Raw genomic sequence first — 25,229 nt, 5'->3', positions numbered from 1 at the left:
CGCAGGTGAGGCCCAGGTTGTGTTCCATGCCGATCTCGGCGGCGTTCTCCACCTGCTCCGGGGTGCCGCCGAGCACCTCGGCCAGCCCGGCCGCCGCCATCGCGCACGCCGAGCCCACCTCGCCCTGGCAGCCCACCTCGGCGCCGGAGATGCTGGCGTTGCGCTTGAACAGCAGGCCGATCGCGCCGGCCGTCAGCAGGTACCGGACCACGCCCTCCTTGTCCGCGCCGGGCACGAAGTCCAGGTAGTAGCGCAGCACGGCCGGGATGATGCCGGCCGCGCCGTTGGTGGGGGCGGTCACCACCCGTCCGCCGGCCGCGTTCTCCTCGTTCACCGCCATGGCGTAGACGGTCAGCCACTCCATCGCGACCTCGGCCGGCTCACCGGCCACCCGCAGTTGACGGGCCGTGGTGGCGGCGCGGCGGCGTACCTTGAGGCCGCCGGGCAGCACGCCCTCGGCGTCCAGGCCCGCGTCGACGCAGTCCCGCATCACCTGCCAGATGTCCAGCAGGCCCGACCTGATCTCCGACTCGGTGCGCAGCGTCTCCTCGTTCGCCAGCATCAGCCGGGGGATGGACAGGCCGGTGGTCCGGGTGAGCGCCAGGAGTTCGGCCGCCGAGAAGAACGGGTACGGGACCGGGCCGCGCGTCTCCCGTACCGCCGCATGGTCCTCCTGAACCACGAAGCCGCCGCCGATCGAGAAGAAGGTCCCGGCGAGCAGCTCCGCGCCGTCGGCGCCGAAGGCGGTGAAGCGCATGGCGTTGGGGTGACCGGGCAGGGTCCGGCGGCGGTGCAGGACCAGCTCGACGTCGATCGCCCGCTCCCGCAGCAGCCGTAGCCGGCCGTCGGCGCGGATCCGGGCGGCCCGCGCGTCCGCCGAGATCACGTCCACCGTCTCGGGGGTGTCGCCTTCCAGCCCGAGGAGAACCGCCTTCGGTGTCCCGTGACCGTGGCCGGTCGCGCCGAGCGAGCCGAACATCTCGGCGCGGACGCTCCGAACGTCCGGAATGTCGGCCAGGCGGCCGGCGAAGAGGCGGGCCGCCCGCATCGGGCCGACAGTGTGCGAGCTGGAGGGGCCGATGCCTACCGAGAACAGGTCGAAGACGGAGATGTGCTGGTCGAAGCTCACGATGCACTCCTTCGGGCGTCGCGGGCGGGGGATGAGGCTGCCGATGGGACTGGTTACGTGAGCGATCACCGCAGAGTTCAGAAGGGCGGCGCTTGACCCTATGTAGAGTTTCGATAGAGTGACCGGATGCGGATCACGATTCCGACCGCGCGGATCCTCGCCGCGCTGCTCGCCGACCCGGGCGCCGACCGGTACGGTCTCGAGCTCATGCAGGTCACCGGGCTGGCCAGCGGCAGCCTCTATCCGATCATGCACCGCCTCCAGGAGGCCGGCTGGGTCGAGGCCCGGTGGGAGGAGATCGACCCGGCCGAGCAGGGCCGCCCGGCGCGCCGGTTCTATCGCCTCACCGCGGACGGCGCCGTCGACGCCCGCCGGGCCCTCGCCGAATTGCACGCCGGGACCAGCGTCCCGGGCAAGCCGGCGCTCGGCCTGTCCTGATTCGCTTTCTTTCCTATTAAGTCACATCTATATGAGCAGGTAGATGCGACTTTGATCGAGGGCTGAAAACGGGTAATGTCTTTCGGCGCGCCGCATTGGCGTGCATTTAAGACGCCCCTAAGAAAAACTTAAAACAATCGAGGAAAAGGACATGCTCAACCGTCGCCTGATAGCGGTCACAACCGCGATCGTGGCCGTCCTCGCGGTCGGCGCCTGCTCGACGCCGGCAGAGGAGGAGGCCGCCGCCGGCACGCCTGTGGCGGCGGCCTCGTCCTCCTCCGCAGGGCCCTCGGTCGCGGCCTCCGCACCGACCGCCCCGAGCGCGGCCCCGAGCGCCACGGTGAAAACCGCCGGCGCCTGCGCCCGGAAGGTCTCCGCCAAGCCGGTCGCCACCGTCACCACGGTCAAGCTGCCCGCCAAGGTGGTCGGCTACGGCGGCGAGGGCGACACCGAGAAGCTGCCGATGGCCATCGCGGCCCGCCCCGACGGCGGCTCCTGGCTCGCCTGGCTCGGCACCGACGGCAGGGTCCACCTCGGCCGGCTCGGCTGCGACGACAAGCTGACCGGCACCACCACCAGCTTCACCGGCATCGACCTCCAGGACGTCCAGGCCGACGCGAACGGCGGGGTCGTCCTGCTCACCCGTAAGGGCGCCTGCGGCAGCGGCCCGCTCTGCGGCGGCGAGTCCAGCCCGTGCAACACCATGCACATGATCCGCTTCGACAACAACGGCAAGCTGGTCTGGGAACGCCAGGTAACCAACCTGACCGGCGGCCGCACCGGGTACGACGACGGCGCCCGCTTCATCTGGTGGTACCAGCACCACGGCCGCCTCGCCACCAACGGCTCCGACTACGCGGCCTACTTCGGGGTGGCGATCACCGTCCGGAACGGCAACTGCGTCGACGTGCACGAGGGCGACCGGATGCAGGTGGTCAGCAAGGCCGGCAAGCTGGTCAGCGGGCACAAGGACGCCTTCGAGGTCGGGTGCAGCCACGCCTGGACGTCCCGGATCGTCTGGGACCCGCGTACCAAACGGTTCGTCACGGTCTGCGCCACCGACAACGCCTGCCGGATCGCCCAGCCCGACCCGTACCGCACGGTGGCCGCCGGCGCCTGCGACGGCACCCTCTTCGGCGGCGACCTGGTCCTCGCCAGGTCCAAGGGCTACTGGACCGCGTGGAGCCAGGGCGGCGGCGTCCGCCTCGAGAAGTTCACCACCGGCAGGTCCACGAGCACCGTCCGGACCGGGATCTCGTCGGCCCACCCGCACCTGGTCTCCTACGGCCCGAACCGGATGCTCCTCTCCTGGCAGTCCGGCTCGTCGATGGGCGCGCAGGTCTACGACGCCGGGACCGGCAAGGCGGTCGGCGGCCGCCTGTCGATCGCCGTGAAGGACCACGCCTACCAGGCCTTCAAGCCGTACAGCGACGGCAGCGCCGCGTACCCGGCCACCGGCGGATCGAACACCACGATCAAGATCGCCCGGGTGCTTCCCCAAACCTGACCCATTTCCGGTACGGGGTCGCCGTTCCCAGAAGCATCGGGGGCGTCCCGGTGGGACACCGGCTGGCGCTCAGGGCTGTCTCAACGACGTTGAGACAGCCCTGACGTCCAGCCGGGGTGTGGTCAGCGGTCCACGTCGGTGCCGATGTCCTCGCTGTAGGTCGCGCCGCCGTCGGACTCCTTGTGGAGCGGGCGGGCGCCGCCCTCGGGCGGGCCGGCCAGGGATTGTTCGCCGGCGGCCAGGTGCGGGAACTTCAGGTCGAAGGCGGGCCGCTCGGAGCGGATCCGCGGCATGCGGTCGAAGTTGCGCAGCGGCGGCGGGCTGCTGGTGGCCCATTCCAGCGAGTTGCCGTGGCCCCACGGGTCGTCGGCGGTGGCCACCTTTCCGATCTTGTACGACTTCCACACGTTGTAGACGAACGGCAGCGTGGCGATGCCCAGGATGAAGGAGAAGACCGTGGAGAACGTGTTGAGGAAGGTGAACCCGTCGCTCGGCAGGTAGTCGGCGTACCGGCGGGGCATGCCCTGGGTGCCGAGCCAGTGCTGCACCAGGAACGTGCCGTGGAAGCCGATCATCGTGAGCCAGAAGTGCACCTTGGCGAGGCGTTCGTCGAGCATCCGGCCGAACATCTTCGGGAACCAGAAATAGATGCCGGCGAACACCGCGAACACGATCGTGCCGAAGAGCACGTAGTGGAAGTGGGCGATCACGAAGTACGAGTCGGAGACGTGGAAGTCGATCGGCGGCGAGGCCAGCAGGACGCCGGAGAGGCCGCCGAAGAGGAACGTCACCATGAAGCCGACCGCCCAGAGCATCGGCGACTCGAAGCTGATCTGGCCGCGCCACATGGTGCCGATCCAGACGAAGAACTTCATGCCGGTCGGCACCGCGATGAAGAAGCTCAGCAGGCTGAAGAACGGCAGCAGCACCTGGCCGGTGGCGAACATGTGGTGCGCCCACACCGACATCGACAGCGCGCCGATCAGCAGGGTGGCCGCGACCAGGCCCTTGTAACCGAACACCGGCTTACGGCTGAACACCGGGACGACCTCGGTGATGATGCCGAAGAACGGCAACGCGATGACGTACACCTCGGGGTGCCCGAAGAACCAGAACAGGTGCTGCCAGAGCATCGGCCCACCGGTCTCCACGTTGAAGACCTGCGCGCCGAGCATCCGGTCGGCGGCCAGGGCGAACAGCGCGGCCGCCAGGAACGGGAAGATCAGGATCACGAGCAGGCTGGTGACCAGCATGTTCCAGGTGAGGATCGGCATCCGGAACATGGTCATCCCGGGCGCCCGCAGGCACAGGATCGTGGTGATCAGGTTGACCGCGCCGAGGATCGAGCCCAGACCACCGATCGCCAGGCCGACCACCCAGGCGTTGCCGCCGATGCCCGGTGAGTGCAGCGAGCTGCTCAGCGGCGTGTACGCGAACCAGCCGAAGTCCGCCGCCCCGCTGGGGGTGATGAACCCGCTCATGGCGGTCAGCGTGCCGAACAGGTACAGCCAGTAGGCGAAGGCGTTCAGCCGCGGGAACGCCACGTCCGGCGCTCCGATCTGGATCGGCACCACGTAGTTGGCGAAGGCGAACACGATCGGGGTGGCGAAGAACAGCAGCATGGCCGTGCCGTGCATGGTGAACAGCTGGTTGAACTGTTCCGGCGACAGGATCTGCATGCCGGGTTTGGCCAGCTCGGCGCGCATCAGCAGGGCCATCACCCCGCCGACCATGTAGAACACGATCGACGTGATCATGTACATGATCCCGATCTGCTTCGCGTCCGTGGTCCGCAGGATCCGGGCCAGCGCAGACCCTCTCACCTGCCGGCGAACCGGTTGAGGCCGGATAGGCACCGGCCTCGGGGCGACGGTAGTCATGCACGCTCCTCACCTGCGCATGCGGCTTTTCCTACCTCCCTTTTATAGGCGTCATCCGTCTTAATTAGCCCCGGATCCGAGCAAGAGCGGCATTTCGGTGGGATCAGGCGGTGATCGGCGTCCAGTCGGAGTATTTTGGGGCCCGGTCGTCGCCGGACGAGCGCCCCCGCAGCCGCCGCCCGATCCAGGGCAGCACGTGCTCGCCGTAGTAGCGCGCCTCCGAGAGCGGCCGGAACGCGGGCGCCGGCCCCGGGTCGAGCACGTGCGGCGGCACCGGCTGGCCCAGCGCGGCCAGGATCAGCGAGGCGACCCGGCGGTGCCCGGCCGCGTTGAGGTGCAGCCGGTCGGCCGACCAGTAGACACGGCGGCGCAGCTCCCGGTCGCGGAAGCAGTCGACGAAGGTGACCCCGTCCAGCGGCATCAGCGCCTCGACGGCCGCGGTGAGCTGCTCGCCCCGCTGCCGGAAGGTGCTGCCGAACGGCAGGTGGTCGGACGGGTCGGCGCCGCTCAGCAGCAGCAGCGGCACCCCGGCCTCCGCGCAGCGCCGGATCGCCTGCCGGGTGAGGTCGATCAGGTGCTCCACCGAGGCGCCACGGCGCAGCATGTCGTTGCCGCCGCCGTTGAAGGACACCAGCGTCGGCGCGGGGGACAGGGCCAGGGCGGCCTCGAGCTGATCCCGGACGATCGGCTCCAGGAGGCGGCCGCGGATGGCGAGGTTCGCATACTCCACCGGACCGTCGGCGGCCAGACCGGCGGCGACCAGGTCGGCCCAGCCGCGCTCGGAGCCGTCCGGAAGCGTGTCACCGAGGCCCTCGGTGAAGCTGTCGCCGATCGCTACATAACGCTTCATGTGTCTTCTCCCGTGCCGTGGAACGGACCGACGCTATCCGATCGCCGGGCCGCTCCACGAGCCGTCAGGGAGCGAGGAGAATCACTGCCAGTCGACGCTCAGGAACTGCGTCTCCTGGAACTCGCGCAGGCCCTCACGGGCGCCCTCGCGGCCCAGGCCGCTCTGCTTCACCCCGCCGAACGGTGCCGACGGGTCGGACACCAGCCCGCGGTTGACGCCCACCATGCCCGCGTCGATCGCCTCGCCGAGACGCAGGGCACGGGCCAGATCTCCGGAGAAGACGTACGCGGCCAAGCCGTACTCGCTGTCGTTGACCAGGTCGAGCAGCTCGTCCTCGCCGGTCCAGGTGGTGATCGCGGCCACCGGGCCGAAGATCTCCTCCTTGAGGATCTCCGCGTCCGCCGGCACGCCGGTCAGCACGGTCGGCGGGTAGAACCAGCCCGGCCCGTCCGGGACGGCGGCACGGTGGCTGATCCGGGCGCCCGCCGCGACGGCCTCCGCCACGGTACGGGTGACGCGCCGCAGCGCTGCCGCGCTGATCAGCGGCCCGATGGCGTCGGCCGGCATCTTCTCGACGGCCGCGCCGAACCGGGCCGTGAACTCCCCGGCCACCGCCGCGTGCACGTAGAACCGGTTCGCCGCGGTGCACGCCTGCCCGCCGTTGCGGAACTTGGCGATCATCGCCCCGGCCACCGCGGCGTCCAGGTCGGCGTCGTCGGCCACGATGAACGGCGCGTTGCCGCCCAGCTCCATCGACGAGTTGACCACCCGGTCGGCGGCGTGCCGCAGGAGCACCCGGCCCACCGCCGTGCTGCCGGTGAAGGAGATCTTCCGGACCCGCTGGTCGTTCAGCCAGGCCCCGACCACGCCGGAGGAGTCGGTGGTGGTGACCACGGTGACCACCCCGTCCGGCAGCCCGGCCTCGCGCAGCAGCTCTCCGATGGCGAGCGCGGTGAGCGGGGTCTCGGCGGCCGGCTTGACCACCGCGGTGCAGCCCGCGGCGAGCGCCGGGCCGATCTTGCGGGTGATCATCGCGGCCGGGAAGTTCCACGGCGTGACCAGCGCGGCCACACCCACCGGGCGGTGGGTGACCAGGGTACGGGTACCGCCCGCCGGGGACTCGCCGAAGTCGCCGCCGGGCCGGACCGCCTCCTCGGCGAACCACCGGAAGAACTCGGCCGCGTACGTCACCTCGCCGAGCGCGTCGGACAGCGACTTGCCGTTCTCCCGCCGGATCAGAGCGGCCAGCCCGTCACGGTCGCGCAGCATCAGCTCGAAGGCCCGGTAGAGGATCTCCGAGCGCCGCCGGGGCGCGGTCCCCGCCCAGCCTCTGAACGCCGCCGAGGCCGCGTCGACGGCGGCCCGCGCGTCGGCGGCGCCCTGGTCGGGGACCTCGGTGATGGTTTGCAGCGTGGCGGGGTCGACCACGGGGAAGTTGCTCACGCGGTCCAGTCTCGAACCGGAGGCCATGCCCGTCCATTACCATCTGGGCAGCCCACCTATGCCTGGGAGGCATGATGGAGTTGCGGCACCTGCGCTATTTCGTGGCCACCGCCGAAGCGGGCACGGTCAGCGGCGCGGCCGCCCGGCTGCATCTCACCCAGCCCGGGCTGTCCCGGCAGCTCCGCCAGCTGGAGAAGGATCTCGGCGTGCCGCTCTTCGACCGGGCCGGCAGCCGGCTGGAGCTGTCGACCACCGGGCGGGCCCTCCTGCCGCAAGCTCGTGACCTGCTGCAACGTGCCGACGCGCTGAGGGTGGCGGCATCCTTCCACGCGCAGGGACGTCTCGAACGGCTGACCATCGGGGCGCCGACCGTGACGCTGACCGACGTGGTGGCGCCGTTCATCGCCACCCTGGCCCCGGACGACCCGACCACCGACGTACTGGGAGCGGACGGTCTCTCCCCGGTGGAGACCCTCCGGCTGGGCGCCGATCTGGCCATCGGAACGACCCCCGCGTCACCACCGTTCCACGGGACGTCCCTCGCGGTGCTGCCGGTGTGGGCCTACGTACCCGCCGGCCATCAGTGGGCCGGGCGGGAGGCCGTCACACTCACCGAGTTGCTCACCCAGACCCTGATCCTGCTGCCGAGGACGTTCACCGCGCGGCAGGCCCTCGAAGCCGTCATGCCCGGGATCTCCGCCGTCGAGGCGGCCAACGGCACCGTCGCCCAGGCGCTGGCCGCCGCGGGGCGGGGAGTCGCCATCGCCTCGGACGATCCCCGCTTCGGACTGGTCCCGCTGGGGGTGGAGGTGAACGGCCGCCGGCTCTCCATCCGGCTGGTCGCCGTCTGGGACTCCCGCCATGCGGCCGCCACCACGATCGGCCGCTTCGCCGCCCGCCTGGGCCGCTTCGTCCGCGACCGCTACGACGCCCCCGCCGCCTGACCCAACGATCTTTCTCAGGCCCGGCGGCCCCCTGCCGATTCACTGCGACATGGATCGCAGTGTCAGCACTCACCGGGACGGCCGCTGGTTCGGCACGGGGCACAGCACGCTCACCGACCCGGGCGCCGCGGGAGCCGAGGCGGCCGCGGCCGCGATCACCGGAACCGACCCGGTGGTGGTGTTCGTGTTCTGCTCGGTCGGCCACCACACGGCGGAGATGCTCGACGCCGTCCGCGAGCGGGTCGCCGCGGACACCGTGATCGTCGGATGCAGCACCTCGGGACAGCTGAGCGGCGGCGCCACCAGCAAGGACGGTGTGGTCGTGGCGGCCTGGGGCGGGACCGGCTTCGCCGTCCGTACCCATGTCTCCCGCGACATCTCGAACCGCCTGCGCGACTCCGGCGTCGAGGCCGCGTCGTGCCTCGGCGCGGTCGACCACCCGCACCGGGCGCTGCTGATGCTCGGCGACGGCCTGTCCGGCGACCATCACGAGATCGTGCGCGGCGCGTTCTCGGTGGCCGGCGCGGCCGTCCCGCTGGTCGGCGGCTGCGCCGGCGACCAGCTGACCTTCACCCGCACCTACCAGTTCCACGGCGGCCGCGACGGCGTGGAGATCCTGTCCGACGCGCTGGTCGGCGTCGCGATCGGCTCGGACGCGCCGCTCGGGGTGGGCATCGCCCACGGCTGGCGCAAGACCGGCTCGGCGATGATCGTCACCCGCAGCCAGGGCGGCCGGGTCCACGAGCTGGACGGCGAACCGGCGCTCGACGTGCTGCTGCGGCTGCTCGGCCTGGACGAGTCGATCCTCGACGACCCGGACGCGTTCCGGCAGGTGACGTTCCCGCACCCGCTGGGCCTGTCCCGGCGCAGCGGCGAGGACATCCGGGTGATCCACGACGGCGACCGGTCGGACCGCTCCGTGGTCTGCCTGGCCGACGTTCCGGAGGGCGCGCTCGCCTGGCTCATGGAGACCGACCCGGGCGCGCTCGCCGCCGCGGCCGGCCAGTCCGGACGGCAGGCGCTGGACATGCTGGCCGGCCGCCCGGCTCTGGGCAGCCTGGTCTTCGACTGTTCGGCCCGCCGGGTCACCCTCGGCGAGGACGGCGTCGGCCGGGAGCGTGACGGGCTGCTCGAGGCGCTGCCGGACGTGCCGTTCGCCGGGTTCTACACCAACGGGGAGTTCGCCCGGGTCCGCGGCGCCCTCGGCATGCACCACTTCACCGTGGTCACGCTGGCGCTGGCCTGAGGGAGAACCTGTGAACCACTGGTCCACGTACCAGCTCACCGAGTTCTTCGCGGCGGTCTGCGAGCCCCGCGACGAACAGACCGCGATCACCGTGGCCGTCGAACGGGCCGCCGAGGTTCTGGAGGCCGAGGTCGCGGCGATGCTGTCCGGTGACGGTGCCGAGGTGGTCCGCGGCGTCGACCGGGACCTGCTGGAGGGCGCCCTGCCGGACGGCGCGTCACCCGGCGTCCTCGCCCTGCCCGGCCTCGGTGAGCTGCACCTGAGCGTCGCCCGGTTCGGTTCCGAGCCGCGCGGGACACTGCTGGTCGCCCGGGCCGGTGAACCCCTCGCCCCGGAGGAACGGCAGCTGCTCCAGGCCATGGGACAGACCCTGGGCCTCGCGCTGCACAACATCGCCCTGCTCACCGCGGAACGGCGGCTGCGTGAGGAACGCGAGCGGGAGGCCGCCGAGCGGCTGGCCCTCGTCGAGTCGCTGCGCGAGGCCCGGCACGACTCGCTGACCGGGCTGCCGACCCGGGTGCTGTTCCTGGAGATCCTCGGCGAGAAGCTGGACGGGGGCGGCCCGGTCAGCGTCCTCTTCATCGACCTGGACCGGTTCAAGGCGGTCAACGACAGCCTCGGCCACCGGGCCGGCGACGACCTGCTCGGGCACGTGGCCGGCCGGATCCGGGACTGCCTCGGCTCGGCCGGCTCCGGCGCCCGGCTCGGCGGCGACGAGTTCGCCGTGCTGCTCGGCGGCTCCACCACGGAGAACGCGGTGCCGGTGGCCTGGCGGATCATCGAGGCGCTGCGGCGGCCGTTCCGGATCGCCGGGCGGGACGTCTTCATCGGCGCCAGCATCGGCATCGCCACCGGCACCGCCGGCACCGACCCCGGTGACCTGCTCGGCAACGCCGACGTGGCGATGTACCAGGCCAAGAAGGACGGCCCCGGCAAGGTGATCCTCTTCGAACCGCGGATGCACGCCGAGGCGCTGGCCCGGCTCACCCTCGGCGGCGAGCTGCGGCGCGCCCTGGAACTCGACGAGTTCCGCCTGCTCTACCAGCCGCTGATCCGGCTGGAGACCGGCGCCGCCACCGGTGTGGAGGCGCTGGTCCGCTGGTCCCGGCCGGGCCGCGGCTACGTGCCGCCGGCCGAGTTCCTGCCGCTCGCCGAGGAGAACGGGCTGATCACCGACATCGGCCGGTGGGTGCTGCGGGCCGCCGGGGCGCAGGCCGCCCGGTGGCGGCGGACCATCCCCGAGATGACCCTGAACGTCAACGTCTCCGGGCGCCAGCTCACCGACCCGCGGTTCACCGCCGACGTGGAGCGGACCCTCGCCGAGTGCGGGCTGCCGGCCGCCGCGGTCACCCTCGAGCTCACCGAATCGGTGCTGATGAGCGATCCGCGTACGGCCATCGCCTGCCTCGGTGACCTGCGCGACCTCGGGGTCGGCCTGGCCGTCGACGACTTCGGCACCGGCTACTCGTCACTGTCCTACCTGCAACGGCTCCCGGTCGACGAGCTGAAGATCGACCGTACGTTCATCAGCCGCGCCGAACCCACCGTCGCCGACCTCGCCGTGATCCGCACCGTCGCCGAACTGGCCCGCACCCTCAAGCTGCGCACCGTCGTCGAGGGCGTCGAGACCGAGGAGCAGCACCGCGCGATGCGGGAGCTGGGCTGCGATTATGGCCAGGGCTACCACCTGTGCCGCCCGCTGGAGCCGGAGAACATCCCGGCCGCCTTCGCCAACCCCCTGGCCACCTACCCGGGCGCGTAGCGGCTGCTGTCCTGATCAGCTGAGGGTGGCGGCCTGGAGGTCGATGTTGCCGCACGTGGGGTGGTGGACGGCGGTGGCGGTCCAGGTGACGGTCAGCTTGGAGCCGGCCTTGGCGCGGTAGCGGATCTCGAAGCGCTGGGTGCTGATCGCCTCGCGGTTCTCCAGCGTGCGGCTGGCGCTCGCTCCGTCCACGGTGACGGTGAGGCGGCCGGCGGCCATCCACACGCCGGCGTAGACACTCAGCGTGCGGGTCGCCGGCCCGGCCGGGGCCCGCAGCGTGATGGTGGCGCCCTGGCCGCAGGCGTAGACACCGGTCGGGGTGCGGCCGGCCGATGCGGTCGGGGTGCCGCCGGACCAGCGGTAGAGCTGCGGGTTGTTGTCGTAGCGGCCGCGCGGGCTGCCGCCCAGGTCCTCGATCTGGGCGGTGCCGCCGCGGCGGTTCACCGAGTCGGCGCCGGCGAGTCCCCAGTGCACCCAGTCGCGGGAGCCCTCGGCGCTCAGGTCGACCAGCGACGGGATCGTGCCCGCGGTGACCGACACCGTGGGGGTGACCGGCGCCGGCGTCGCGGAGGGGGAGTGCGGGGCGGTCGTCGGGACGCGGGTGTTCACCGGGCCGGCCGAGAACGAGGGCGGCGGTGGCGCGATCGAGACCGGCACCTCCGGGTCCACCGTCGGGGTCGTCAGGGACCAGTCGCCCTCGGGCAGGTCGGCCGGCAGCGGCGACGGCGGAGCGGCCGCGGGCGTGGTGGCCGTGTCGCCGTCGCCGGCCATCTGGACGATGCCGATCACCACGAGGGCGGCGGCGGCCGAGGCGGCGGCGAGACGCCACCAGCGGCGGCCGGAGCGGTGCCGCCCGATGTGGATGCCGTCCGTGGTCCCGCCGGGCTTCGCGAGCACGAGCTCCTTCGACGGTGGCGCGGCGGGCAGCGCCCGGCGTGCCGGGCGGCCGGGCAGTGCCCGGGTGTCGGCGGGCGGTCGGCCACCCGAGGCGAGCCAACCGCCGATCCGCAGCCGACTGGGTCCCTCATCGTCCCGGTCGTGCACCGCTGTGAACTCCGTAAGTCGTCCGGACGAGAACCGGGACTAACATACGGGTTCCGCCCGGGTCTGTCGATCGATGTACCCCATGGCATCGAAGCGTTTCGCTACGGTGGGCCGGTGCGCACCCGGATCATCGCGATGTCGGCTCTCGCCGCGTCGGCTTTCTGCTACGTGGCCACCGAGACGATGCCCATCGGCATCCTTTCGCTGATCGCCGGAGACCTGGGCGTCTCGCGCGCGGCCGTGGGTCTTCTCATCACCGGGTACGCCGTGACGGTCGCGATCGTGACGATCCCCCTGACCTACGGCACCCGGAACGTCCCGCGCCGCCGGCTGCTCGTGGTCCTGCTGTTCGCCCTGACCGTGGCGAACCTGCTGTCCGCCCTGGCGCCCACCTACGGGGTGCTGCTCGCCGCCCGGCTGTGCGCCGCCCTCTCCCAGGCGATCTTCTGGGCCGTGGTGGCGCCGGTCGTCGCCGCCATGTTCGACGTGACCGTCCGCGGCCGGGTCAGCGCCGTGGTGTTCGCGGGCGCGTCGCTCGGCCCGATGCTCGGTGTCCCGGCCGGCACCTGGCTGGGCCAGCAGTACGGCTGGCGGTCCGCGTTCCTGGCCCTGACCGGGCTCGCGCTGGCCGCCTTCGTCGCCCTGCTGGCCGGCATGCCGGACGTGCGGGTCGCGGAGACCCACGCGGCCACCGGCACCAGTCCGGACGCCCGCCGGTACGCCGTCGTCGTCGCGGTGACCGCCCTGTCGGTGGCCGGGCTGTACACGGCTTTCACGTACACCGAAGTGTTCCTGACGGCGGTGACCGGGTTCGCGGCCGCAGCCGTCGCACCCCTGCTGCTGGCCCGCGGTCTCGCCGATTTCGCCGGTATCGCGGCGGGTGGCTACGCCAGTGACCGCTGGCAGCGTGGCGCCGTCACCGGATCGGTGCTGCTGGTGGCGGCCGCCCTGATCGCCCAGTACGCGGTCGGCGAGTCCCGCCCGGTGACCGCGGTCCTGCTGGCGGTCACCGGTTTCGGCATCGGCGCGCTCACCCCGGCCCTGCAGAACCGGGTCCTCGAGGTGGCGCCCGGCAGCACCGACATGGCCTCGGCCGGCAACTCGGTGGCGTTCAACGTCGGCATCGCGGGCGGCTCGCTGCTCGGCGCGGCGGTGCTCAGCGACCCGGGCGCCCGGGCGACCGCGCTGGCCGGCGGACTGCTCGCTCTGCTGGCGCTGCTGCTCTTCGCGGCCGAGCCGGTGATCGCCCGCCGGACCCCGGTGACGATCCGCAGGTGAGCGCCCTGGCAAGCTTCCGAGTCGTGGAAGCATTGCGGCTGATTCTTCTCTTCATACACCTGGTCGGGTTCGCGCTGCTGCTCGGCGGCGCCATCACGCAGTTCCTGTCCGGCAAGTTCCGGATCAACCCGGCGATCCTGTGGGGCTCCATCATCCAGCTGGCAAGCGGCATCGCGCTCTCCGCGCCGCTGCGTGGCGGCGGCGACGATGAGCCCGACCCGATCAAGCTCGGCGTGAAGCTGCTCCTCGCCGTGATGATCTTCATCATGGTCTTCATCCCGCGTAAGCGCGACGAGGTCAACAAGGGCCACTTCATCGGCATCATCACGCTCACCCTGGTGAACGCGGCCGTCGCCGTCTTCTGGCACTAGGCGCTCGGCCTAGCAGTACAGCTTGTAACCGGCGTCGAACCCGCGGTCCAATCCCAGCATGTAACCGCGCCAGTAGTCGTTGACCTTGAAATTCTGCGCCCGGATCGGTTTGTTGCAATCGGTCCGGGCGTCCTCCAGCCCTTCCGCGAAGCCGTCCTTGTATCCCTGCCGGAACTCACGCCCACCGGGCGGCGCGGCGGCGGTGGCCGGCGCGACCGGGCTCAGCATGGCCGTGATCAGGCAGAACACGATTCCGAATCGTCTTGCCCTCATCTTCGGGAATCTACGCCGGGAGCCGGGCCGTGTCCGCCGGATCCGGCGATCCGCCTTTATCACGTTCGCGCCGCCGATGTGGGGTAACGTGCGAGTCTGCTCAGCGCCCGCGAACTCCAGTGTGATGCGGACGTCCGGGACGTGCGCGCCGCAGCGGGCGCCGGTAGTCTCGGTGGGATTTCGCGGGGCCCCAGCCTGCTTGATCATGCCCAGGGCAGGGGCACAGGGCCGTTGCGTAGGATTTCGGGCCGCACGACCCAAACGAGGGGAACCGAGGAGCACGATGCCGCTCACTCCAGCTGACATTCACAACGTGGCGTTCAAGAAGCCGCCGATCGGGAAGCGCGGATACGACGAGGAAGAGGTCGACGCCTTCCTGGACGAGGTGGAGGGCGAGCTGACCCGCCTCCTGGAGGAGAACGGCGCCCTGAAGGACACGCTCGCCCGCGGCGGGGGCGGGGGCGGCGGCAACCCGGCCGCGACCATGGTCCTCAACAACGAGTTCGCCGACCTGGCCGCCCAGCTGGAGCGGCTCCAGGAGGCCCGGGCCCGCGCCGAGCAGAACGCGCGGAACATGCAGTCCCAGCTCGAGCGGGCGCGCAGCCAGGCCGCCCCGTCCGGTGCGATGCCGACCATCGCCGGCGACGACGACCGCAACTCGCGGGTGCTGATGATGGCTCAGCGGACCGCCGACGAGCACATGCGCGACGCGCAGCGCGAGTCGGAGACGGTGATCACCAACGCCCGCGACAAGGCCGACCAGCTCACCAGCGAGGCGCAGATCAAGGCGGCCACCATCGAGTCGGACGCCCGCCGCAACCACACCGAGGCCATGGACAGCCTGGTGGAGAAGCGGGCCGCCGCGCTCGACGAGATCGAGCGGCTGGCTCAGCTCGCCACCAGCTACCAGGAGGCGCTGACCAACCACGTCCAGCAGCAGCTGATGGACCTGACCGCGGCGCCCGAGCCGGGCGGCCGCGACATCTGACAGCCGAACGGAGGAAGGCCCGCCCCGATGCCGGGGCGGGCCTTCCTCGTTCAGTGCGTCACGCCTCCGGGTGGTGGACGTGCTCGTCGCCACCGTCACCGGTGTTGAAGGTGCCCTGCGGACCGGCCGGGGCCGGCAGCTTGATCGGCTTACCGGGGACCGGCTTACCCTTCACACCGTTCACCGACTCGGTCGAGAAGGCGTAGGTGAGCTGGGCGAAGGCGATCAGGTCGCTGTTGATCTCGAGCGCCTTCAGGTCCAGGTTGTCGATCGTGTCGCCGGGCTGGTGGTAGTTCGGGTCGAACGACGCGCCCGCCGTGCCACCCCAGATCGCCGCCTGCTGCTCGGTCTTGACGACCTCGGCGCCGGTGAAGAGGCCACCCGACGCGATGCCCGCCTCGATGAACGCCTGGTAGTCGGAACGACCGGAGAACTCGGCGTCGTCGTACGGCTGGCCCTTCCAGGTGTAGTACGACTCGAAGAGGTCCTCGAGCGCGGTCGAGCCCTCCGGCACCACGACCGGCGCCGGGAACGACGACTGGTCCGCGTCGTACACCTGGAAGATGTAGTTCGGCGAGCCGACCATGTCGTAGTTCAGGTACAGCGCGATCTTGTCCTTCTCGGCCTGCGGCAGCTCCTCGACGTACGCCGTGGAACCGATCAGGCCCTCCTCCTCGGCGCCCCAGAAGGCGAACCGCAGGCTGTTCTGCGGCTTGCTCTTGGCCAGGGTCAGCGCGGTCTCCAGGATCGCGGCCGAGCCGGAGCCGTTGTCGTTGATGCCCGGGCCGTCGGTCACGCTGTCCAGGTGCGAGCCGGCGAACACGATGTTGTTCTTGTTCCGGCCGGGCAGGTCGGCGATCACGTTGTAGTCGGTCCGGGTCTCCGACGGCAGCACCCGAACGTGCGCGGTCGAGCCGGCCGCGGCCAGCGCCGAACCGTCGGCGAAGCTGGCGCCGACCACCGGGATGGTGACGCCGTGGTCCACACCCAGGGTGCCGACGATCAGACCCTCACGGGTCGGGTCGTTGCCCTGGTTGAAGAGGATCACGGCCTCCGCGCCGGCGGCCTGCGCGTTCTGCGCCTTGACGGCGAAGCTGCACGCCGCGCCCTCCGGGGTGGTGCCACCGCGCTGGATCAGGGCGATGTCGTTCGCCCCGGTGAAGTTCAGGCCGGTGAAGTCGTCGGCCGAGCAGCCACTGGTGGTGGCCCGGTCGCCGGTCAGGTTGATGTCCACCGGGATGACCGTGCCGGTGACCTCACCGGACTGGCTGTTGGTGAAGGCGCCGGTCGGGTACTCCGCGCTCACCGGGGTGACCTGCTCGAGCAGCGCCGGGTAGTTGAAGGTGAACTCGAACGGGTCCAGAGTCACCTTGTAACCGGCCTTGCGAAGCAGCGCCGACACGTAGCGGACGCTGTTCGCATACCCCTCGGTGCCCGCGGCACGGCTGCCCGGGTAGTACACGTCGTCGTTCCGGTCAGCGATCTTCTGGAACACCTTCAGGTGGTCCAGCACGCCGTCCACCGTCACGCACTTGAGCACCTCGGCGTACGTGTCGTTGGCGTTCTTGTCGCACCGGTCGCCATGCCCGTGACCGCCCGCCGACGCGGCGGTGGCCGGGGCGACGGTCAGTACGGTGGCGACGGCCGCCGCGCTGATGACTCGGAACGATCGACGCCGGGTTGGCGTCACGTCGTCGTGACTCATCTATCTGCTCCCCCTGTCCTTTTTGGAACCAGGATCACGTTAGAAGACACGAGCGTCGATGGCCAGGCCCTTGCGACGTGGCCGAAACCGCCAGCCAGCAGAAAGGCCCGAGCAGGGACAGGCCGATAACGGTCGCCGTCCACTCGAAGGCGATGAAATCGACCGCCGTGGTGCCTGCGTGGCATACGACCGGGGTGGCCGGACACGCGACGTCTTGCGTGTGCGGCCACCACGGACGGTCAGCGGCGGCGGATCGGTTCCACCTGGTACGTGGTGTGGTTCGCGCCGTCCTCACTGGTGGTGGTGACGGTGTGGGTGCGGCCGGAGCGGGTGACCACGACGACCGCGTACGGGTCGGTGGCGGTCGCTGTCACGCATGCGCGGGCGCGAACACCGACCGGGACCCGGTAGGAGGTCACCGACGGGTCGAAGTTCGGGACCGGTTTGCCGTCCACCAGGAGCGCGGCCACCGACGCCTCGGTGCCCAGGCCGGGCGCTCTCGCGTACACCTGGAGCTCGGAGACGGTGAGGTAACCGTCGGGCGTGGGCGTCAGTCGCAGGCAGAACGGGCCGGTGCGGCCGGGGGTGAGCGGGATGTCGACGGCGAGCGAGGTGACCGCGACGGGTGACCCGGTCACCTCGCAGGCCCCGGAGGCCGACGGCGTGCCGGCCTGGACCGTGGTGGCGATGCCGCCGCCGGAGGCGCTGTCCCGGTAGAGGTGCAGCACCGCGCGCCCGGCCGACGCTCCGGCCGGAAGGGTGACGGTGAGCGTCTCGGCCGGGTTGCGCCCCGACGACTTCCAGTTGGACCAGGCCTTGTCGGTGGTGTTCCCGTTGGTGAGCCCGGCCGTCGAGTAGCCGCCCTCGGTGTAGGAGGCGGTCACCGTGAGGCCGTCGACCAGGCCCTCGGACGGCGCGGTGACCTGGACCCGTGCGGTCGCCGGCAGGGTCTGGCCGGGGATGACCGCCGCGGTGCCGGCCACCGTCACCACACCGGCCGTCTCGAAGGTTCCCGGCTCCCAGGTCACCGGCAGGGTGGCCCGCCCACCGTGCCGTCCGGTGGCGACGACGGTGGCGGGCATGGCCGGGGCGCCGCCGGTGTACGCCTTGGCCCGTCCCGGTTCGGTGCCGGTCCACACGTCGACCGCGACCCTGGCGACGGCCGGGACCGGCTTGCCGAGGGCGTCGGTGGCCGTGCCGCGAACGATCACGGTGCCCGGCTTCCGCCATTTCGAGGCGGCGGGCAGGGTCCAGGTGGCCGGCAGGGCGCGGCTCTCGCCGCTGGGCAGGACGGTGGTCACCGTGGCGGGCAGGTCCGGCACACGGCCGGGCACGGTGTGGGTCAGAGCGACCTCGGTACGCCCGACGGTCTCGTCCTTGAGTGTCCACCGCTGGTGGGCTCCGGAGCTGGGCTGCCAGACGCCGACCGGCGACCCGTCCGCGGTGGCCTCCCCGCTGACCTCGAGGAGCCGCCGGGCACCCAGGTTGACCAGCGTGTACGTCCCGTCGCCGGTGGTCGACACGGTCCACAGCGCACCGTCGTCGACGGTTCCGGCGGTTTCGGTGACCGCCTTCCCGTCCCGGACGGCGAGCCGCTGCCCGGTGCCCGCGTTGATCAGCTCGTAGCGTTCGTCCTCGACGTTGCGCGCCGTCCACAGCTGGTCGGCCGCGGCCGCGCCGTTGGTCCGGATGACGAGCCCGGCGCCGGACGGGGTCAGCGACCGTTTGCTGGCCACGCCCTCGAACCGGTAGACGTGGTCGGCCCGCAGGTGGGCGCTGTCGGCGGCGCTGACCCGGTCGACGAGGAACGTGGTGACCGACTGGGCCGGCACGGTGAGGGTGGCCTTCCGGTTACTCACTCGTACCGCTGTTCCCCGAACCAGCTTGCCGCTTGCGCTGGTCACGATCGGGACGATGGATGCCCGATTTGAGATGCTAAATCCTGACAAATCTAGGGTTACGCTCTCCCCGGCTGTGCTCGGATTCGAGTGGACGACCGTGAGGCCGGTGGCGTTGAGCGCCGCCACACTCCGGGTGCCGCTGACCTTGACCATGTGGTCGCCGGGCCGGATGTAGTGGGTGAAGTTCCGGATCGTGTCGAACTTGGTGTTCGTCCGGATCGGGCACGTCTCCAGAGTGTCCGATCCGTCGCAATTGAACGGAACGTGGATGCTGCCCCACTGGAGGTTGCCCTCGGCCACCATGTTGTCGGCGTCCTCGACCGGCTGCCACAGCACCCACGCCGACGGCTCCAGCTCCCGCAGGTCGTCGATGATCCGCTGAGCCATCCCGAGGCCCGAGTCCATGCTGGTGAAGTCCTTGCCCCAGCTGCCCTCGACCTCGCTCATCCACAGCGGCCGCTGCTCGGCCTTGGCGATGTCCCGTACGGCGGTCCGCTGCCCGGTCCCGTACGTGTGCACGTTGATCCGGTCGACGGCGTCCCGGGCGGCCGGCGTCAGGCCGTACCAGTCGGTGATGAGCCGTCCCGGGTTGGTCTCGTCCGGGGCCGCGATCGCGCGGTCCGGCGCCGCGCGCCGCAGCGCCTCGATCACCGCGGCCTGCGACGCGGGTCCGGCGTGCGCGCCCTCCTGGCGCCCGCCGGTGGGCCGGCCGTCAGACCCGAGAGTGGTACGCCAGTAGTCCGTGTTCGGCTCGTTGAGCGGCTCGATGGTGTCGACCGTGATGCCGTGCGCCCGCTCCAGGTGCTCGGTGACCCGGACCAGGTAGGTGGCGAAGTCGTCGAGCGTGTCGGTGCGGATCTGGTCGGTGTTCGCGTCGAAGCCGCCGCTGACGTACCCGCTGACGGTCTGGAACCAGGGCGGCGAGTTGCTGAACGTCTCCCAGGAGGTGACCCGGTCCTTGATCCGGTCCACCCACCAGCGCTGGTTCGAGTCGGCGTCCCAGTTCCAGTGTTCCGGGTCCTCCGGGTCCCACCAGTCCTTGTCGGCGGGACCGTGGGTGGCCGGCGCGTTCCACCAGCCCGGCACGTCGCCGCCGGGGCGCAGGTACGACGGCACGGTCGGGGCGTTACCGCCGCCGATGTTGTAGCGGGCGATGTTGAGGTTCAGGCCGTCCTCGCCGTAGAGCAGGTCGGCGAGCCGGTCGCGGATCTCGTCGGGGTAGCCGCCGGTGGCGTGGGCGAGCCAGGCGAGGCTGGTGCCCCAGCCCTCCCACTCGGGTCCCCGGTAGCTCGGGTCGATGGTGATCGTCGTGGTGGCCGCGGCGGCGGTGGCCGCCGGTGGCACGGCCAGGGGTGCGGCGGCCAGAACCGTGGCCGCGAAAAGCGCTCGAATCCTCATCGCAGTCCTAGCGTGTGGCCCGGCTGGCTCTCAGTGCTGTCCCGAGGCTGAGACAGCACTGAGAGCCAGCCGAGGTTCGGCGGGATGTTTACGTAAACATTTGCGAATCTGAATGTCAACGAAGGGCGGGTCAGGGCAGGGCCCTGACCCGCTCGAACGTCAGACGGTGATGCCGCCGCCGTCCAGGTGAGCGTCACGCACCTCGTGGACGAGCCTGCCGGTACGGGCGTCCCAGATCCGGATCAGGATCCGGTCCCGCTTCCCGTCCAGCACGGTCACCTGCATCTTGAAGCCCGCGCCGCTGCCGAAGAAGGTGGCGGTCGGGCCGAGGATCAGCGCCGGGGTGAGGCTCGACGACGCGAAGACGCCCTTGGGGGTGCTGATCCACGCGGTCCCACCACCGGGCCTGGCCACGAACGCGAAGTCCGTCGTCCCGCTCCAGCCGCTGCCTGCCACCTGCCCGGCCCGCGGCTGGTACACCGTCACGAACGGCCACACCCCGGTGGCCGAGGCGCCGCTGTCGTCGCGCACCGTGACCGACGGCCGGTGGACCCCGGCGGCGGTGTACCGGTGCCGCACCGTGCACACGCCCCCGGCGACCGTGCCCTCCGACGTGGCGCCGTCGCCCCACGTCGCGGTGCAGGTGAGGGCGTCGCCCCGGCCCGGGTCGCTGACCGGGACGGTCCTGACCACCTCGGTCCGCACGGCGACGGGCGCGTCCGGGGCGGGACGGCCGGCCGGCACGGTGACCACCGGCGCCGCGTTGACGATCGTGACGGTCGCCGAGTCCCGGCTGCGGCCCGCGCTCAGTGTGACCGTGTACGTCCCCTCGTCCGCGCAGGTCACCGTCGTGGCGGCCGCGTGTGGATCGGCGAAGACGCAACCGGAAGCGCTCGCGGTCCAGGTCGCCCGGTTGGCGTCGTTGGAGACCGTCCCGCTCAGGGTGACGGCGCTGCCCTCGACCCCGCCGGCGTCCGGCCCGGCCGACACGACGGTCACCGGGTCGATGCTCGTCAGCGTGGGCACGACCGGCTTGATCGCCCCGTCCGCGGTGAACTCCAGCCGGTCGATCGTGGTCTCCCGGTGCGTGCCGTCGCCGCCCGGCATCGCGAACCGGTGGTAGGCGGTGTACCACTGATCGGTTCCGGGGACGCGGACCACCGAGTGGTGGCCGGTCCCGAGGATGCCCAGCGACGCGTCCTTCGACAGGATCACGCCGACCCGGTCGCTCCACGGTCCGAGCGGGGACGAACCGGTCGCGTACGCCACCCGGTAGTCCGCACTGCGGGTGTCGTTCTCCGACCACATGAAGTAGTAGACGCCGTCCCGCTTGATGACGAAGCTGCCCTCGTTGTAGTTCGTGGGCCGGTAGGTCCGGACCGCGGCGGAGTCGAACGACACCATGTCGTCGTTCAGCGGCACCTGGTACGAGTTGCCGTTGCCCCAGTACAGGTAGGACTTCCCGTCGTCGTCGGTGAACACCGCCGGGTCGATCATCTGCCCGCTGTAGGCGCCGGCCGCGACCAGCGGCCTGCCGAGCGCGTCGGTGAACGGCCCGGCGGGGGAGTCGGCCACCGCCACGCCCAGGTGCTTGGCCGTGTTGCCGGTGGCCATGCCGCCCGAGAAGTAGAGGTAGTACTTCCCGTCCCGCTGGGCGATCGTCGGCGCCCACGCGCTGTTGTCGGCCCACGTCACGTCCGGCCCGAGGTCCAGGATCACCCCGTGGTCGGTCCAGTCGACCAGGTCCTTCGAGGAGAACGCGTGGAATTGGGTGCCGGACCACCCGGCGAACCCGTCGGTGGTGGCGTGGATCCAGAACGTGTCGCCGAAGACCGAGATGTTCGGGTCGGCGTACAGCCCGGGGATGATCGGCGACTTCATGACCAGCGCCTTGACCGTCCACGCACGTGAGGTCCCGTCAGCGGCCGTGACGGTGTAGGTCACCGGCTCGCTGAAGTCCTGGGCCGTGGCCGGGCTGGCGGTGCTGCCCCGCGCGAGGGTGAAGGCCGGGGCCAGCGAGGTGACGTCGGTTCCGGGCTTGACCGGCAACGTCACCGTCGACGCCGCGTCGTCGATGATCGCGCCGATCTTCAAAGCATCAAGATCAACATCACCGACCGATGTGGTACGCCCGGCGAGCTCCAGAATCTCCGACGGCGACAGGGCGGTGTCGTAGATCCGGAAGTCGTCGACCTCGCCCGCGTAGTACGGGTCCGCCGAGTAGAGCGACCGCCCCACGTAACCGCTGTACGCCTTCGTCGCGTCGTACAGATCAGCGGGTTCGACAGTGACCCCGGTCGCGGAGGCGACGCGTGTGCCGTTGAGGTACATGGCCGCGTTCGCCCCGTCGATCGTCACCGCGATGTGCTGCCAGGCACCGCCCGGCAGGGCCGCGTTGTGCGCCAGTTTCGACTCCGCCGACCAGCTCCCCGTGGTGATCGCGGAGTAGAGGACGTTGCCGCCGTTGCGCGGCCCGGTGAACAGGTACCTGTTGCTGTCCGGCCCGAGGGCGTAGATCCACTGGTTGACCGTGGTGGACGCGGTCCACTTGGCCCACACCGAGACGGTCGCCGCGCTCGCGCCCTTGAGCACGCCGTTCGGGATGGTGACGTACGGCGAGTCGGCGCCCCCGGCCATCTTGAACGAGCCGTCCTGCACGCCGGCGCCCCACGCCGGAGTGCGGACGTAGGTGCCGTTGAAGTCGTTGCCGGAGGTGTCCCGGGCGACCGTGCCGCTCGTCTCGTCGAACTGGTAGCGCAGCCGCAGCCCGATCGCCGGGGTGGGCGGCTCCTCGTACCTCACGGAGATCCGGTCGTACTCGGCCCTGGTCACCGGCAGGACCGTGCCGTGCCGCGGGCGCGACGGCATGGTGTAGGTGGGCTCCGGGGTCCACAAGCCCGAGTCCAGATCGGTCGTCGAGAACGGCACGTAACCGCGGCCGCCGTACTCGTCGATGAACAGGTACCACTTTTGCTCGGTGTTCGACTTGAACACCAGCGGGCCCTCGCCCTGGCTGAGCGCCCCCGAGCCGATGCATTCGGCCTGGAAGTCCCAGTCGGTGTCGAGCAGATCGGTCGACTTCTCCTGGATCAGGAACTTGCTGCACGGCGAGGACGACGAGTTGTTCCGCTCGTCCTTGGTGATCCGGTGGTAGACGCCGTCGTGCTCGATCACCGTCGAGTCGATCACCGAGTAGCCCGGGTCCTTCCACACCTTCGGCTCGCTGAACGTGTGGAAGTCACGCGTAGTCGCGTACATCATCTTGTTGTAGGTGCTGCCGGTGTGGTTCGGGTCGTTCTCGGCGTAGAGCTTCGATGCCCAGAACACGACGTAGGCGCCCAGCTCCCGCGAATAGAAGGCCTCCGGCGCCCACGTGTTGCCGGCGGTGTCCGGGGAGACCCTCACCAGCCGCTGGTCGGTCCAGTTGACCAGGTCGGTCGACTCCCAAACCATGATCGACTTACTGCCGGAGCGCTGTGAGGCGTCCCAGTCGCCGTTGCCGTAGATCTTGAGGTCGGTGGCGATCTGGTAGAACTTGTCGCCCTCCGGCGAGCGGATGATGAACGGGTCGCGCAGTCCGGTGGTGCCCTTCGTCGAGGTCAGCACCGGGTTGCCGTTGTTGATCTCGCGCCAGCTCAGCGGGTCGTTCCCGTTGCTCAGCGCGTTGTAGATCTGCTCCCCGTTCGGGTAGCCCTCGCCGGTGAAGTAGCTGAACAGGTAACCCTCGTACGGCGCCGCGGCCGGCAGCGGCGGAACCGTCGCGGTGAACTCCCGGGTCGCCGTCGCCGTGCCGTAGGTGACCGTCGCGGTCAGCGTGACCGTCCTCGCGGCCGAACCCGTGGCGGGGCGGTGCACCTCGCCGGTGGCCGAGACGACCGCCGGGTCGCTGGAGGCCCAGGTCGCGTTCGAGGGAAGGGCGAGGTTTCCACGTACGTCGTCGATGTCGTGCACGACGAGAGCCGCGGCGGCGGCAGCCGCGTTGGCCGCGTCGTCGAACGCGGCCCTGACCGTCACCTCGAACGTCTTGACGGCCGAGGCGCCGCCCCGGCTCAGCGTCGCGGTGAGCGTGGCGTGCGCGTCCGGCTCCCCGGCGGCCGGGCGGGTGATCCGCCCGCCGTCGGTGATCACGCCGGAGTCGTCGCTGCTCCAGGCCACCTTCGAGCCGTTCGGCGCGGTCGCCGGCAGGGTCAGGTCGGCGGTGACCCCGCCGGTGTCGCCCAGGTTAAGAGCGGCCACGTCGGCCGCGACCGACTCGGTGTTGGCGGGCGCGGCCAGGGTCTCCACCTCGGCCGCGGACAGCGCCCGGTCGTAGACCCGCACGTCGCGCAGGCCGCCCTTGAGATAGCGGTCGCCGGTGTAGACCGAGCGGCCGAAGTAGTTGGCGGTCGTCGAACCGCCGCCGATCGCGCTCGGCAGGACACTGATCGCGGTGTTGGTGGCCACCGCGACGCCGTCCTCGTAGAGCGTTCCGGTCGTCCCGGTCTGCGTGTAGGTGACCGTCTTCCAGGCGTTCCGGGCCAGGTTGTGGCCGGTCGCGGGCCGGGTGTTCTGCTCGCCGGACCAGTTGCCCAGCGAGATCGCGTTCCGGAACGAGTTGCCGGTGGCGAACAGGTAGCCGTTGCCGTACCCGGTCGTGGTGTCGGTGTTGCCGAAGCCATAGAGGAAGTAGGGCGCCGGCTGGGCACTGTCGATCTTGACGTCGAAGGAGACGCTGATCGAGTCCATATCGCGCAGCAGGTGGTCGGGCGCCTTGATGTAGGTGTCGGTGCCGTTGAGGCCCAGTCCCTGGTCGCCGGACCAGGCCGGGGCGCCGAGCACGGCGCCGTCCCGGCCGTTGCCGGACGAGTCGGTGGCGACCGTCCCGGTGGATTCGTCCAGCCTGTACCAGAGGACCAGGCCGTCGGTGGCGGCGGCCGCGGGTGCGGGGGCGACCAGGGTCCCGGCCAGCAGCGCCAGGCCGGCAAGGGGCGCTAACAGAAGCCTCGAGTGCATGTCTCTCCTTGCTGAGGACAGCAACGTAACGGGGGTGTTGCCAGAGTGTTAGCGCTCACAGCGGGAACGTCAAGAGTCGA

General features: G+C 70.9%; 17 protein-coding genes. 8 read left to right on the top strand and 9 right to left on the bottom strand.

Annotated elements, in window-relative coordinates; genetic code table 11:
* On the bottom strand, positions 1 to 1,129 hold a 1,129-nt coding region (locus KZ829_RS33955), incomplete at its 3' end, for an L-serine ammonia-lyase (RefSeq protein ID WP_308285772.1).
* A 126-nt stretch (positions 1,130 to 1,255) separates the two neighbouring features.
* Here KZ829_RS33955 and KZ829_RS33950 point away from each other — a divergent pair.
* Both KZ829_RS33950 and KZ829_RS33945 read left to right on the top strand, forming a co-directional pair.
* Entirely contained in the window at positions 1,256 to 1,567 is a 312-nt protein-coding gene (locus KZ829_RS33950; protein ID WP_220147926.1) for a PadR family transcriptional regulator, read from the top strand.
* Positions 1,568 to 1,718: 151 nt separating this feature from the next.
* Positions 1,719 to 3,074 carry a hypothetical protein gene (locus tag KZ829_RS33945; RefSeq protein WP_220147925.1) on the top strand — a complete coding sequence of 452 codons (1,356 nt, stop codon included), beginning with the start codon at positions 1,719 to 1,721 and terminating at the stop codon, positions 3,072 to 3,074.
* 122 nt (positions 3,075 to 3,196) lie between these two features.
* On the opposite strand, the gene ctaD is transcribed toward KZ829_RS33945, so the two are convergent.
* The 3 genes from ctaD to KZ829_RS33930 form a co-directional block, all read right to left on the bottom strand.
* On the bottom strand, positions 3,197 to 4,954 hold the full coding sequence (gene ctaD, locus KZ829_RS33940) for an aa3-type cytochrome oxidase subunit I (protein ID WP_220147924.1): 1,758 nt from the start codon (positions 4,952 to 4,954) through the stop codon (positions 3,197 to 3,199).
* A 103-nt stretch (positions 4,955 to 5,057) separates the two neighbouring features.
* A complete protein-coding gene (locus tag KZ829_RS33935) occupies positions 5,058 to 5,804 on the bottom strand; it encodes an SGNH/GDSL hydrolase family protein (protein WP_220147923.1) in 747 nt (248 codons plus the stop codon).
* An 81-nt stretch (positions 5,805 to 5,885) separates the two neighbouring features.
* Positions 5,886 to 7,247: an NAD-dependent succinate-semialdehyde dehydrogenase gene (locus KZ829_RS33930; protein WP_308285771.1), complete on the bottom strand. Its 1,362-nt coding sequence runs from the start codon at positions 7,245 to 7,247 to the stop codon at positions 5,886 to 5,888.
* Positions 7,248 to 7,321: 74 nt separating this feature from the next.
* Between KZ829_RS33930 and KZ829_RS33925 the strand changes: the two genes are divergently transcribed.
* Genes KZ829_RS33925 through KZ829_RS33915 form a run of 3 tightly spaced genes read left to right on the top strand, consistent with a single transcriptional unit; the run spans position 7,322 to position 11,199 of the window.
* Entirely contained in the window at positions 7,322 to 8,191 is an 870-nt protein-coding gene (locus tag KZ829_RS33925; protein WP_220147921.1) for a LysR family transcriptional regulator, read from the top strand.
* A gap of 49 nt (positions 8,192 to 8,240) precedes the next feature.
* Entirely contained in the window at positions 8,241 to 9,437 is a 1,197-nt protein-coding gene (locus tag KZ829_RS33920) for an FIST signal transduction protein (protein ID WP_220147920.1), read from the top strand.
* 10 nt (positions 9,438 to 9,447) lie between these two features.
* Positions 9,448 to 11,199 carry a putative bifunctional diguanylate cyclase/phosphodiesterase gene (locus tag KZ829_RS33915; protein ID WP_220147919.1) on the top strand — a complete coding sequence of 584 codons (1,752 nt, stop codon included), beginning with the start codon at positions 9,448 to 9,450 and terminating at the stop codon, positions 11,197 to 11,199.
* A 15-nt stretch (positions 11,200 to 11,214) separates the two neighbouring features.
* Here the strand turns inward: KZ829_RS33915 and KZ829_RS33910 are convergent, their stop codons facing one another.
* The gene (locus tag KZ829_RS33910; protein ID WP_220147918.1) at positions 11,215 to 12,243 is read right to left on the bottom strand and encodes a hypothetical protein; all 1,029 of its coding nucleotides are present in this window, start codon (positions 12,241 to 12,243) and stop codon (positions 11,215 to 11,217) included.
* Between the two features lie 114 nt (positions 12,244 to 12,357).
* Here KZ829_RS33910 and KZ829_RS33905 point away from each other — a divergent pair, with 114 nt between their 5' ends.
* Both KZ829_RS33905 and KZ829_RS33900 read left to right on the top strand, forming a co-directional pair.
* Positions 12,358 to 13,521 carry an MFS transporter gene (locus tag KZ829_RS33905; RefSeq protein WP_220147917.1) on the top strand — a complete coding sequence of 388 codons (1,164 nt, stop codon included), beginning with the start codon at positions 12,358 to 12,360 and terminating at the stop codon, positions 13,519 to 13,521.
* A gap of 23 nt (positions 13,522 to 13,544) precedes the next feature.
* Positions 13,545 to 13,892 carry a hypothetical protein gene (locus KZ829_RS33900; protein WP_220147935.1) on the top strand — a complete coding sequence of 116 codons (348 nt, stop codon included), beginning with the start codon at positions 13,545 to 13,547 and terminating at the stop codon, positions 13,890 to 13,892.
* 9 nt (positions 13,893 to 13,901) lie between these two features.
* On the opposite strand, the gene KZ829_RS33895 is transcribed toward KZ829_RS33900, so the two are convergent.
* Positions 13,902 to 14,165 carry a hypothetical protein gene (locus KZ829_RS33895; RefSeq protein WP_220147916.1) on the bottom strand — a complete coding sequence of 88 codons (264 nt, stop codon included), beginning with the start codon at positions 14,163 to 14,165 and terminating at the stop codon, positions 13,902 to 13,904.
* A gap of 283 nt (positions 14,166 to 14,448) precedes the next feature.
* Here KZ829_RS33895 and KZ829_RS44235 point away from each other — a divergent pair, with 283 nt between their 5' ends.
* A complete protein-coding gene (locus KZ829_RS44235) occupies positions 14,449 to 15,153 on the top strand; it encodes a DivIVA domain-containing protein (RefSeq protein WP_183217966.1) in 705 nt (234 codons plus the stop codon).
* A gap of 58 nt (positions 15,154 to 15,211) precedes the next feature.
* On the opposite strand, the gene KZ829_RS33885 is transcribed toward KZ829_RS44235, so the two are convergent.
* From KZ829_RS33885 to KZ829_RS33875, 3 genes are all read right to left on the bottom strand, one after another.
* Positions 15,212 to 16,858, bottom strand: coding sequence for a M28 family metallopeptidase (locus KZ829_RS33885; protein WP_220147915.1), 1,647 nt, complete (start codon positions 16,856 to 16,858; stop codon positions 15,212 to 15,214).
* A gap of 239 nt (positions 16,859 to 17,097) precedes the next feature.
* On the bottom strand, positions 17,098 to 20,157 hold the full coding sequence (locus KZ829_RS33880; RefSeq protein ID WP_220147914.1) for an RICIN domain-containing protein: 3,060 nt from the start codon (positions 20,155 to 20,157) through the stop codon (positions 17,098 to 17,100).
* A 159-nt stretch (positions 20,158 to 20,316) separates the two neighbouring features.
* Positions 20,317 to 25,149: a family 43 glycosylhydrolase gene (locus KZ829_RS33875; RefSeq protein WP_220147913.1), complete on the bottom strand. Its 4,833-nt coding sequence runs from the start codon at positions 25,147 to 25,149 to the stop codon at positions 20,317 to 20,319.
* Between the last annotated feature and the right edge of the window lie 80 nt (positions 25,150 to 25,229).

Origin of the sequence: Actinoplanes hulinensis (assembly GCF_019429605.1) — a bacterium.
In the GTDB taxonomy this organism is placed as follows: Bacteria; Actinomycetota; Actinomycetes; order Mycobacteriales; family Micromonosporaceae; genus Actinoplanes; species Actinoplanes campanulatus.
The sequence above is the reverse complement of the archived record's forward strand: the minus strand, read 5'-3'. Positions and strand labels throughout refer to the sequence as shown.